This window comes from Pseudomonas sputi, assembly GCF_021603585.1.
GTDB lineage: Bacteria > Pseudomonadota > Gammaproteobacteria > Pseudomonadales > Pseudomonadaceae > Aquipseudomonas > Aquipseudomonas sputi.
The window spans coordinates 1-13,113 of record NZ_BQHI01000040.1; the positions used below are offsets into that span (position 1 = coordinate 1).

Here is a 13,113-nt window from a genome sequence, read left to right on the forward strand (position 1 = left end):
CACCAGTGATTGCGTTGGTCAGTGGCGCATGACCGGTCAACACGTCGTTCGGCGCGGTGGTGGTGACGGTGCCGCTGGTTTTGCCCACTTCGATGGTGATCGACTGACCGTTGGCCAGGGTCACGGTCACTGGCGAGCCAGTTACAGGCGCGCCGACGGTGGCGGTGTAAACAACGTTGCCACCTTCGGCCGCTGTCGCGGACGCGGTCAGCTTCACAGTAGTGGTGTCGATGGTGTCGGTGACGCTGGTCACCGCTGGTGTGGTGCTGGTCACCAGGTTTTCGAAGTTACCGCCGGTGGCGTTAGTGATCGTGGCCTGCACGTTGCCGGCGTCTTTGTAGACGTCATCGGCTGGCGCAGGAACGGTTACGGTGCCGGTGGTTTTACCGGCCTCGATGGTGATCACGGCGCCGTTGCTCAAGGTCACGGTTACCGGAGTGCTCGCAGCGTTGGTCAAAGTCGCGGTGTAGGTGATCGAACCACCCTCGGCGACCGAATTGGTAGCGCTGAGGGACAGATTGGTCGTGTCGACGGTGTCGGTCACGGTGGTGCTGACCGGCGTCTTGTCGGCCACCAGATTTTCGTAGTTGCCGCCCGTCACGTTGGTGATCGCGTTGGTCAACGGCGCATGGCCGTTGAGCGCATCGTTCGGCGCGGTGGTGGTCACGGTGCCGGTGGTTTTACCCACTTCGATGGTGATGCTCTGGCCATTCGACAGGTTCACGGTCACTGGCGAGCCAGTCACCGGCGCGCCCACAGTCGCGGTGTAGGTGACAGTGCCGCCTTCAGCCGCCGACTCGGTCGCGGTCAGTTTGACCGTGGTGGTGTCGATGGTGTCAGTGACCTGGGTCACGGCAGGAACAGTGCTTGGTACCAGATTCTCGAAGTTGCCACCGGTGGCATTGGTGATCGTGGCCTGCACATTGCCGGCGTCTTTGTAGACGTCATCGGCCGGCGCAGGAACGGTCACGGTGCCGGTGGTTTTGCCCGCTTCGATGGTGATCACGGCGCCGTTGGACAAGGTCACGGTTACTGGCGAGCCAGCGGCGTTGGTCAGTGTCGCGGTGTAGATGATCGAACCGCCCTCGGCAACCGAATTGGTGGCGCTGAGGGTCAGGTTGGTGGTGTCGACGGTGTCGGTGACGGTAGTCGAAACCGGGGTTTTATCAGCAACCAGATTTTCGTAGTTACCGCCGCTCACGCCGGTGATCGCGTTGGTCAGTGGCGCATGACCGGTCAACACGTCGTTCGGCGCGGTGGTGGTGACAGTGCCAGAGGTCTTGCCGACTTCGATGGTGATCGACTGACCATTGGCCAAGGTCACAGTCACAGGCGACCCGGTCACTGGCGCGCCAACAGTCGCGGTGTAAGTGACGGTGCCACCTTCAGCGGCCGTTTCGGAAGCGGTCAGCTTCACGGTCGTCGTGTCGATGGTGTCGGTGACTTCCGTTACTGCTGGAACAGTGCTCGGAACCAGGTTCTCGAAGTTGCCACCGGTTGCATCCTTGATGGTCACTTCGACTTTACCGGCGTCCTTGTAGACGTCATCGGCAGGTGCTGGAACGGTCACGGTGCCGGTGGTTTTACCGGCTTCGATGGTGATGATTGCGCCGTTCGACAGGGTCACGGTCAGCGGGGTGCCGGCAGGGTTGGTCAAGGTCGCGGTATAGGTGATCGAGCCACCTTCGGCCACGGTGCCCGTCGCGGTCAGCGACAGATTGGTGGTGTCGACGGTGTCGGTCACGGTAGTGCTGACCGGCGTCTTGTCGGCCACCAGACTCTCGTAGTTACCGCCGCTCACGCCGGTGATCGCGTTGGTCAGTGGCGCATGACCGTTGAGCGCATCGTTTGGCGCAGTGGTGGTGACGGTGCCGGTGGTCTTGCCCACCTCGATGGTGATCGATTGACCGTTGGACAGCGTCACGGTGACGGGCGAACCGGTTACAGGTGCACCCACGGTCGCGGTGTAGGTGACGGTGCCGCCTTCAGCTGCCGCTTCAGTCGCGGTCAGTTTCACCGTGGTGGTGTCGATGGTGTCGGTGACTTCGGTCACGGCCGGAACCGTGCTTGGCACCAGATTCTCGAAGTTGCCACCGGTGGCGGTCGAAATGGTCGTTTCGACTTTGCCGGCGTCCTTGTAGACGTCATCCTTCGGTGCATCGACGGTCACGGTGCCGGAGGTTTTGCCGGCCTCGATGGTGATCACGGCGCCGTTGCTCAACGTTACGGTCACCGGGGTGCCGGCGGCGTTGGTCAGGGTCGCGGTGTAGGTGATCTGGCCACCTTCGTTGACTTCCGGCGTGGCGCTCAGGGTCAGGTTGGTGGTGTCGACGGTGTCGGTCACGGTGGTGCTGACCGGGGTCTTGTCGGCCACAAGATTTTCGTAGTTACCGCCGCTCACACCGGTGATCGCGTTGGTCAACGGCGCATGGCCGTTGAGCGCATCGTTCGGCGCGGTGGTGGTCACTGTGCCGGTGGTTTTACCCACTTCGATGGTGATGCTCTGGCCATTCGACAGGTTCACGGTCACTGGCGAGCCAGTCACCGGCGCGCCCACAGTCGCGGTGTAGGTGACAGTGCCGCCTTCAGCCGCCGAATCGGTCGCGGTGAGTTTGACCGTGGTGGTGTCGATGGTGTCGGTGACGTTGGTCACGGCTGGAACGGTGCTCGGCACCAGGTTCTCAAAGCCACCGCCAGTGGCGGTCGAAATGGTTACCTCGACTTTGCCCGCATCTTTGTAAACGTCGTCCTTCGGCGCATCGACGGTCACGGTGCCGGTGGTTTTGCCGGCCTCGATGGTGATGACAGCGCCGTTCGACAGGGTCACGGTCACCGGCGTACCCGCCGGGTTGGTCAGGGTCGCGGTGTAAGTGATCGAACCGCCCTCGGCCACCGAATCGGTGGCCGTCAGGTTCAGGTTGGTCGTGTCGACGGTGTCCGAAACCGAGGTATTTGCCGGTTTGCTGTCGACCGCCAGATTTTCGTAGTTGCCACCGGTGGCTTTGTCGATGGTCACGCTCAGCGAGCTGCCGCCCGCCAGCGGGCTGTTCGGTGCGACGAAGTTCACGGTGCCGGTGGTCTCGCCGACGGCGATGGTGATGGTCTGGCCGTTGGACAGGGTCACGACGACCGGCGAACCGGTCACTGGCGCCGTCACAGTCGCGGTGTAGACCACGGTTTCGCCTTCGGCGACGTTGGCGGTGGCGGTCAGCGAGACGGTGGACGTGTCGATGGTGTCATTGACGGTGGTGACCGCCGGAGCGGTGCTGGTGACCAGGTTTTCGAAGTTACCACCGGTGGTGTTCGAAATGGTCGTCTCGACTTTGCCGGCGTCCTTGTAGACGTCGTCCTTCGGTGCATCGACGGTCACGGTGCCGGAGGTTTTGCCGGCCTCGATGGTGATCACGGCGCCGTTGCTCAACGTTACGGTCACCGGGGTGCCGGCGGCGTTGGTCAGGGTCGCGGTGTAGGTGATCTGGCCACCTTCGTTGACGTCCGGCGTGGCGCTCAGGGTCAGGTTGGTGGTGTCGACGGTGTCGGTCACGGTGGTGCTGACCGGCGTTTTGTCGGCTACGAGGTTTTCGTAGTTGCCGCCAGACACGCCCGTGATCGAGTTGGTCAGCGGGGTGTGACCGTTCAACGCGTCGTTCGGCGCAGTAGTAGTGATAGTGCCGGTAGTTATGCCGACCTCGATGGTGATCGACTGACCGTTGGCCAGGGTCACGGTCACAGGCGAGCCGGTGACTGGCGCGCCAACGGTGGCGGTGTAAGTGACGGTGCCGCCTTCAGCGGCTGACTCGGTCGCGGTCAGTTTGACCGTGGTGGTGTCGATTGTGTCAGTCACTTCGGTAACGGCCGGAACAGTGCTCGGCACCAGGTTTTCGAAGTTGCCACCGGTTGCATCCTTGATGGTGACTTCGACTTTGCCGGCGTCTTTGTAAACGTCATCGGCAGGCGCCGGAACGGTCACGGTGCCGGTAGTTTTGCCAGCTTCGATGGTGATGACGGAGCCGTTGCTCAACGTCACGGTCACCGGGGTGCCAGCCGGGTTGGTCAGGGTCGCGGTGTAGGTGATCGAGCCACCTTCGGCCACGGTGCCGGTCGCAGTCAGCGTCAGGTCGGTGGTGTCGACGGTGTCGGTCACTTCGGTGACGGCCGGAACAGTGCTTGGCACCAGATTCTCGAAGTTGCCACCGGTTGCATCCTTGATGGTCACTTCGACTTTGCCGGCGTCTTTGTAAACGTCATCGGCAGGTGCCGGAACGGTCACGGTGCCAGTGGTTTTGCCGGCTTCGATGGTGATGACGGAGCCATTGCTCAGGGTCACGGTCACTGGCGTGCCAGCCGGATGGGTCAGGGTGGCGGTGTAAACGATGGAGCCGCCTTCGGCCACGGAACCTGTCGCGTTGAGGGTCAGGTTGGTGGTGTCGACGGTGTCGGTGACAGTGGTGCTGACCGGGGTTTTGTCGGCCACGAGGTTTTCGTAGTTGCCGCCGCTCACACCGGTGATCGAGTTGGTCAGCGGTGCATGGCCGGCCAGTACGTCATTCGGTGCGGTGGTGGTGACGGTGCCGCTGGTTTTGCCGACTTCGATGGTGATCGACTGACCATTGGCCAGGGTCACAACCACAGGCGAGCCGGTTACCGGGGCGCCCACCGTCGCGGTGTAAGTAACGGTCCCGCCTTCAGCAGCCGATTCGGTCGCGGCCAGTTTGACGGTCGAAGTGTCGATGGTGTCGGTGACCTGGGTCACGGCCGGCACAGTGCTTGGCACCAGGTTTTCGAAGTTGCCGCCGGTTGCGCCGGTAATGGTCGCTTCGACTTTGCCGGCATCCTTGTAGACGTCATCGGCCGGGGCCGGAACGGTCACGGTGCCGGTGGTCTTGCCGGCTTCGATGGTGATGACTGCACCGTTCGACAGGGTCACGGTGACCGGAGTGCCGGCCGGATTGGTCAGGGTCGCGGTGTAGATGATCGAGCCGCCCTCGGCCACGGCATCGGTAGCGCTCAGGGTCAGGTTGGTGGTGTCGACTGTGTCGGTGACGGTGGTCGAAACCGGAGTCTTGTCGGCGACCAGATTTTCGTAGTTGCCGCCGCTCACGCCGGTGATCGCGTTGGTCAGCGGTGCGTTGCCGGCCAATGCGTCATTCGGTGCGGTGGTGGTCACCGTGCCGGTGGTCTTGCCCACTTCAATCGTGATGCTCTGGCCGTTAGCCAGGGTCACGGTGACCGGCGAGCCAGTCACTGGTGCGCCGACGGTGGCGGTGTAAGTAACGGTGCCACCTTCGGCCGCCGACTCGGTCGCGGTCAGTTTGACCGTGGTGGTGTCGACGGTATCGGTCACGTCGGTGACAGCGGGAACAGTGCTTGGCACCAGATTCTCGAAGTTGCCGCCGGTGGCGTCCTTGATGGTCACTTCGACTTTGCCGGCGTCTTTATAGACGTCATCGGCAGGCGCCGGAACGGTCACGGTGCCCGTGGTTTTACCGGCCTCGATGGTGATGACCGAGCCATTGCTCAAGGTCACAGTCACTGGGGTGCCGGCCGGATTGGTCAGGGACGCGGTGTAGGTGATCGAGCCACCTTCGGCCACGGTGCCGGTCGCAGTCAGCGTCAGGTCGGTGGTGTCGACGGTGTCGGTCACGGTGGTGCTGACCGGGGTTTTGTCAGCCACGAGGTTTTCGTAGTTGCCGCCGCTCACGCCGGTGATCGCGTTGGTCAGCGGGACGTTGCCGGCCAATGCGTCGTTCGGTGCGGTGGTGGTCACCGTGCCGGTGGTTTTGCCGACTTCGATGGTGATCGATTGACCGTTGGCCAGCGCCACGGTGACCGGCGAGCCAGTCACTGGTGCGCCGACGGTGGCGGTATAAGTGACGGTGCCGCCTTCAGCTGCCGATTCGGTCGCGGTGAGTTTCACCGTGGTGGTGTCGACGGTATCGGTCACTTCGGTCACGGCCGGAACAGTGCTTGGCACCAGGTTCTCGAAGTTGCCGCCGGTGGCGTCCTTGATGGTGACTTCGACTTTTCCGGCGTCTTTGTAAACGTCATCGGCAGGCGCCGGGACGGTCACGGTGCCGGTGGTTTTGCCGGCTTCGATGGTGATGACGGAGCCATTGCTCAACGTCACGGTCACTGGCGTACCGGCCGGATTGGTCAGGGTCGCGGTGTAAACGATCGAACCGCCTTCGGCCACGGAACCGGTGGCGCTCAGCGACAGGTTGGTGGTGTCGATGGAGTCGGTGACGGTGGTGGTCGCTGGTGTCGTGTTCGGCACCAGATTCTCGAAGTTGCCGCCGGTGGCGCCGGTAATCGTGGTGCTGACGGTGCCGCCGTTGTTGTAAACGTCATTCGGTGCGGTCGGCACGTTGACGCTGCCGGTGGTTTGGCCGGCGCCGATGGTGATGGTCGAACCGTTCGACAGGGTGACGGTCACCGGCGTCTGGGCCGGGTTGGTCAGGGTTGCGGTGTAGGTAATCTGGCCACCTTCGACCACAGTGCCGGTGGCGGTAAGGGTCAGGTTGGTGGTGTCAACCGAATCGACAATGTTGGTCACGGCCGGCGTCGGGTTCGGCACCAGGTTTTCGAAGTTGCCGCCGGTGGCACCGGTGATGGTGGTGGTGACGGTGCTGCCGTTGTTGTAGACGTCATTCGGTGCGGTCGGCACGTTGACGGTGCCGGTGGTCTGGCCGGCGCCAATGGTGATGGTCGAACCGTTGGACAGGGTCACGGTCACCGGCGTCTGTGCCGGGTTGGTCAGCGTGGCGGTGTAGGTGATCTGACCGCCTTCGGTGACGCTGTTGCCCGCCGTCAGGGTGACGGTGGTGGTGTCGATGGTGTCGGTGACCTGGGTCGTGGCCGGGGTGGTCGGCGGGGTCACGGTGATGCCGTTGCCGCCGGTGGTGCCGGTGACCGTCACGTCGATCTGGGTCGGGTCGTTATAAACAGTGTCGTTGGGTGCCAGTGGCACGTTGACGGTGCCGGTGGTGGAACCGGCCGGAATCACGATCACCGCGCCGTTGGACAGGGTGATGGTCAGGTCGGTCAGCGGCGCTTGGGTCAGGGTCGCGGTGTACACCAGCACGCCGCCGGCTTCAGTGATGCTCGGCGTGGCGCTGAGGCTCAGGGTCGATTCGCGCAGGGCGTTGGCGGTGGTATCGGTGGTCTGGCCACCGGTGATGTTCTGCGCGGCCTGGCCGGCAGCGTTGATGCCCGCGGTCGGGAAGCCGATGGTCGGGTCGACACGGCCTGCAGTCGCATCGAGCATCACGAAGCTGTGACCGCCACCGGCGGCGCCGCCAGTCCCTGCGGCGCTCGGGCCGGCAGCGGTGGCTTCAAGGGCGGTGGTCGGGTCGACGCCAGCGGCGATGGCTTGTTGCAGTTCTTCTACCGACGGCGCGGCTTGCGCGGTGGCTTCGGCCAGGTCGGTGCTGGAATCCGGGGTATCGGCGCTCCACTGAGTGTCGCGGCCCAGATCGATCGTGCGGCCATCGGCCAGTTCCAGGGACACGGCGCCGGAAACGCCGGTATCGACCTGATCGCCGGCAAACAGCCGGTCGCCTTCAACGAGTACGCGACGGACGCCCTCTGGGGACACCACGAAAACCTGACCGACAATGCTTTTGACGATGGCAACAACACTGCTCATTGAAGACTCTCCGGGTGTCACGTTCAGTTGACTTCCATAGACCTGATGGCTGTCTGCGCCGATTCAGTCTGGACGTACTTTAAAAAAAGGTGAAACAAGCTTGACGCTACTATTCGTCAATATTTTGGCTAGATTCTTTCGCTATTAACTTTATGCCAAACTATTGACCTTCTGGGTGCCATCCTAAACAATCGTCCCAGTAATGTCACATTGATATTTATGCGGCGACCTGCCCTTCAGCGTGTGATCCAGTTCCGGTTTTAAACTTTCCGACATACGGTCATTCCGGTTGCCATCTTCCGACGCAGCTCAACAATTTGCTGTGATTCAAGACAAGAAGTTCTGGGAAATCTTTACCATGCGTTCGCATCTGCTCAAGGCTCTACCCTTCGCTCTCGCCGCCTCTTTCGTACAAGCACAATCCTTACCAGAAGCCATGCAGCAGGCGCTGGATGTCCATCCGGAAATCCAGGCAGGGGTCAACAGTCGGCTGGCCGCTGATTATCAGTTAAAGGCTGCAAAAGGTGGATACCTGCCCAAGGTCGATCTGCTGGGCGGTTATGGCCGTGAAGGCACCGACAGCGTGACCACCCGCGCCAATGGTGGCGGCAATCACTGGGAAACCCTGAATCGCAGCGAGTCAAGTTTGCGTCTGTCGCAAATGGTTTTTGACGGTTTTGCGACGTCCAGCGAAGTCGGGCGTCAACAAGCCACCGTCAACTCACGCGCCTATTCCTTGCTCGGCACTTCCGAGCGCACTGCGCTGACTGTGGCCCAGGTTTACCTGGACGTGCTGACCCGTCGCGAATTCGTGCGTCTGGCCGAAGAAAACCTCAAGAGCCACCAGCGTATCTACGACCAGATCCAGCTGCGCACGCAGCGCGGCGTCGGCAGCGGTGCCGACCTCGATCAGGCCGAAGCGCGGATGGCCCAGGCCCGCAACAACCTGATCACCGAGCAGACCAACCTCGCCGACTCGGAAACCAACTTCCTCAGCGCCGTCGGCCAGATGCCCGATCAACTGGAGCGTCCGGCGCCGTTCATGGCGATGATGCCGGCCAACCTGAATGAAGCCCGCCAGCAGATGCTGGAAAACAGCCCGATCCTGCGCTCGGCCGAGTCCGACATCGCTGCTGCCGAAAAGCAGTACGAGACCGCCAAGTCGACCTTCTACCCGCGCTTCGACGCCGAGCTGGGCCGCACTGCCGACAACGACCTCGACGGCCAGAACGGGCACAACAACGAATGGCAGGCCATGTTGCGCATGCGCTTCAACCTGTATTCGGGCGGCAGCAACAAGGCGGATCTGGAATCCAAGTCCTACCTGTCGAACCAGGCGCTGGACATCCGCAACAACGCCCTGCGTCAGTTGAATGAAGAACTGGGCCTGGCCTGGAACGCCCTGAACAACGCCAACGCCCAGGTGCCGATCGCTCAGCAGTACGTTGATCACAGCACTTCGGTGCGCACTGCTTACCAGCGCCAGTTCAGCCTCGGCGAACGCACCCTGCTGGATTTGCTCGACAGTGAAAACGAGTTGTTCACCGCCTCGCGGCGTCTGGCTGAAATCAAAAACATTCAGTTATTTACTCAGTACCGAATCAAGGCGACCATGGGCGAATTGCTCAAGAGCCAGGGAGTGGTCGCACCCTTGGCATCCGTTGTGCAGAACGACGTGAAGCCCAAGGTCCAGCTGCCTGGGATGAATTGAGTTGTCCCTTTTCAACTGCTAAAGAGTGTCGAGCGTGGAATCAGAAGTCAGTCGAGTTCATCTCAGTCATGATCCACGCGCGTTGCACGACGATCCGTTACTGGATGGTCTGCTCGCTCTTTGCATGCTCCACCAGAAACCTGCCAGCGCGGCGATGCTGACCACCGGCCTGCCGCTGCCCAAACAACGCCTGAGTGTCGAGCTGCTGCCCCGTGCGGCGGCGCGCGCCGGGCTGCAAGGGCGGGTGCTGCAGCGCAAGCTCGAAGAAATTCCGGCGATTGCCATGCCGGCGCTGCTGCTGCTCAAGGATGGCCGCAGTGCGGTCCTGCTCGGCTGGCAGGGCGAGAACGAAGCACGGGTGCTGCTCAGCGAAACCGACGGCGGCGAATCCCTGGTCAGCCGCGAGTTGCTGGCCGACGACTACACCGGCAAAGTGTTCTTCGCTCAGCCCCAGCACAAATTCGACGTCAACCACGGCACGCTGATCCCGCGTGCGCGCTCGTGGTTTCGCGACACCCTCAAGCGTTCGCGCTGGCTGTATGCCGATGCGATCGCCGCCAGTTTCCTGATCAACATCATCGCCATGGCCGCGCCGCTGTTCGTGATGAACGTCTACGACCGCGTGGTGCCGAACCAGGCCGAAGCGACCCTGTGGGTGCTCGCGCTGGGCATCACCGGCGCCTACCTGTTCGACCTGATCCTCAAGAGTCTGCGCAGCCTGTGCCTGGATCTGGCCGGCAAGAAAACCGACCTGATCATCTCCGCCACGCTGTTCGAACGCATCGTCGGCATGGCCATGAAATACCGCCCGGCACGGGTCGGCAGCTTTGCCCAGAACATCCACGAGTTCCAGAGCCTGCGCGACTTCCTCGCCTCGCTGACCCTGACCAGCCTGATCGACCTGCCGTTCACCCTCCTGATCTTCATTGTCATCGCGATACTCGGCGGGCATCTGGTGTGGATTCCGGTGCTGGCCTTTCCTATTGCGCTGCTGATCGGCTATGCGTTGCAGAAGCCGTTGGTGGCGACCATGGAGCGCACCATGGCGCTGGGCGCCGAGCGTCAGTCGAGCCTGATCGAAACCCTCGCCGGCCTCGACGCGGTGAAGGTCAACAACGCCGAAAGTGAACGCCAGTATCAGTGGGAGCAGACCATCGGCACCCTCAGCCGCCTCGAGTTGCGGGTGAAAATGCTCTCCGGCCTGGCGATGAACATCACCCTGCTGATCCAGCAACTGGCCGGGGTGATCATGATCGTCTTCGGCGTGTACCAGATCATCGCCGGCAACCTGAGCATGGGCGGCCTGATCGCCTGCTACATGCTCAGTGGCCGCGCCCTCAGCCCGCTGGCGTCGCTGTCCGGTCTGTTGACCCGTTACCAGCAGGCGCGGGTGACCATGACTTCGGTCGACCAGATGATGGAGTTGCCTCAGGAGCGCAATTTCGAAGAGCGCCCGCTGAGCCGCAAGGTCCTGCAAGGCGCCATCGAATGCCGCCAGCTCAGCTTCACCTACCCGGAACAACAGAACCCGGCGCTGAAGAACATCAACCTGGTAATCCGTCCCGGCGAGAAGATCGGCATCATCGGCCGCAGCGGTTCCGGCAAAAGTTCGCTGGCGAAATTGCTGGTCGGCCTCTATCAGCCGGACGACGGCGCGTTGCTGGTGGACGGTGTCGATATCCGCCAGATCGACGTCAGCGAGCTGCGCTACAACATCGGCTATGTGCCGCAGGATATCCAACTGCTGGCCGGCACCCTGCGCGACAACCTGATTTCCGGCGCCCGTTACGTCGAGGACGAGCTGGTGCTGCAGGCGGCTGAACTGGCGGGCGTCCACGAATTCGCCCGCCTGCACCCGCAGGGCTATGAGCTGCAAGTCGGCGAGCGCGGGCAGAACCTGTCCGGCGGTCAGCGCCAGAACGTCGCCCTGGCCCGGGCGCTGTTGCTCAACCCGCCGATCCTGTTGCTCGACGAACCGACCAGCGCCATGGACAACACCGGCGAAGAACGCCTCAAGCAGCGCCTCGCGGCGGTGGTGGAAAACAAGACCGTGGTCCTGGTGACGCACCGGGCATCGCTGCTGTCGCTGGTCGATCGCCTGCTGGTGGTCGACCGTGGGCAGATCCTCGCCGACGGCCCGAAAGCGGCCGTCATGGAAGCGTTGAAGAAGGGGCAGATCAGTGTTGCTTAAGTCGGGTTTCAAGGATTCGATCCGCCGCTACTTCAAAGGCTCGGCCTCGCTGCAGGGCCAGCCGCTGCCGGAGGTCAACAAGGCCTTGATCGAGGACGCGCCGCGTGTGGTGCGACTGACGATCTGGGCAATCATCGGCTTCTTCGTGTTCCTGATGCTGTGGGCCAACTTCGCCGTCATCGACGAAGTGACCAAGGGTGACGGCAAGGCGATTCCCTCGTCGAAGATCCAGAAAATCCAGAACCTCGAGGGCGGGATCGTCTCCGAACTGTTCGTCAAGGAAGGCCAGATCGTCGAGGCCGGCGCACCGCTGGTACGGCTGGATGACACGCGATTCGCGTCCAACGTCGGCGAAACCGAAGCGGATCGCCTGTCGATGCTGCTGCGGGTCGAGCGCCTGAGCGCCGAGGTCGATGACCGGCCGCTGAATTTCCCCGAGGACGTGCTCAAAGCCGTGCCGGGTCAGGCCAAGAGTGAAGAATCGTTGTACATCAGCCGTCGTCAGCAACTGCACGACGAAATTGGTGGTTTGCAGGAACAACTGATCCAGCGCCAGCAAGAGCTGCGCGAGTTCACCTCAAAGCAGGCGCAGTACCGCCAGCAACTCGGCCTGCAACGCCAGGAAATCAACATGTCCGAGCCGCTGGTGGCCCAGGGCGCGGTGTCGCCGGTGGAAGTGCTGCGACTCAAGCGTGCCGAAGTGGAAACCCGTGGTCAGCTCGACGCCACCACCCTGGCGATCCCGCGCGCTGAATCGGCGATCAAGGAAGTCCAACGCAAGATCGACGAGACCCGCGGCAAATTCCGCAGCGAAGCCCTCACTCAGCTGAACGAGGCGCGCACTGACCTGAACAAGGCCCAGGCCACCGGCAAGGCCCTGGAAGACCGGGTCAGCCGGACGCTCGTCACCTCGCCGGTGCGGGGTATCGTCAACAAGATGCTGGTCAACACCATCGGCGGCGTGATCCAGCCGGGCAGCGACCTGCTGGAAATCGTGCCGCTGGATGACACCCTGCTGGTCGAAGCGAAGATTCGCCCGCAGGACATCGCGTTCCTGCATCCGGGCCAGGAAGCCACGGTGAAATTCACCGCGTATGACTACACCATCTACGGTGGCCTGAAGGCCAAACTGGAACAGATCGGCGCCGACACCATCACCGACGAAGACAAGAAAACCACCTACTACGTGATCAAGCTGCGCACCGAGCGCAGCCATCTCGGCACCGACGAGAAGCCATTGCTGATCATCCCGGGGATGGTGGCGTCGGTGGACATCATCACCGGCAAGAAGACCGTGCTGAGCTATTTGCTCAAGCCGATCATCCGCGCTCGGGCCGAGGCGTTGCACGAGCGGTAAATCTACACGGACGCCTTCGCGGGACTCGCGGAGGCGTCTGTCGGAACAACACATTCCGTCCAGAAGTGACACAAATGGTCACTCACCATCCAGTCCATTCCTAATCAATTGCCATATCGTTATGCGTTAACGGTATTTAATTTCAAATTCTTATAGCTATAAAGTCAGCCTCCTGCGTACCTGCCGACCAATCGGCGCGCCGCACGACA

Annotated in this window: 4 protein-coding genes; 3 read left to right on the forward strand and 1 reads right to left on the reverse strand. The window is 62.2% G+C overall.

Annotated features, from left to right (window positions below; all coding sequences use genetic code 11):
* Positions 1 to 7,645: retention module-containing protein (locus L6D81_RS27885; protein ID WP_236182790.1), on the reverse strand; the 7,645-nt coding region annotated here is incomplete at its 3' end.
* Between the two features lie 358 nt (positions 7,646 to 8,003).
* Here L6D81_RS27885 and L6D81_RS27890 point away from each other — a divergent pair.
* The 3 genes from L6D81_RS27890 to L6D81_RS27900 are packed head-to-tail and all read left to right on the forward strand — an operon-like array spanning position 8,004 to position 12,904.
* The gene (locus L6D81_RS27890) at positions 8,004 to 9,356 is read left to right on the forward strand and encodes a TolC family outer membrane protein (protein ID WP_085667779.1); all 1,353 of its coding nucleotides are present in this window, start codon (positions 8,004 to 8,006) and stop codon (positions 9,354 to 9,356) included.
* A 34-nt stretch (positions 9,357 to 9,390) separates the two neighbouring features.
* Complete coding sequence (locus tag L6D81_RS27895; RefSeq protein WP_236182791.1) at positions 9,391 to 11,547, forward strand: type I secretion system permease/ATPase; 2,157 nt, start codon at positions 9,391 to 9,393, stop codon at positions 11,545 to 11,547.
* Positions 11,537 to 12,904 carry an HlyD family type I secretion periplasmic adaptor subunit gene (locus L6D81_RS27900; RefSeq protein WP_236182792.1) on the forward strand — a complete coding sequence of 456 codons (1,368 nt, stop codon included), beginning with the start codon at positions 11,537 to 11,539 and terminating at the stop codon, positions 12,902 to 12,904. Before L6D81_RS27895 ends, L6D81_RS27900 begins: the two co-directional genes overlap by 11 nt.
* Positions 12,905 to 13,113 lie beyond the last annotated feature (209 nt).

Excerpts from the sequence above, each read along its gene's own strand:
- L6D81_RS27890 (WP_085667779.1), top strand. The coding sequence starts at position 8,004 with ATGCGTTCGCATCTGCTCAAGGCTCTACCCTTCGCTCTCGCCGCCTCT.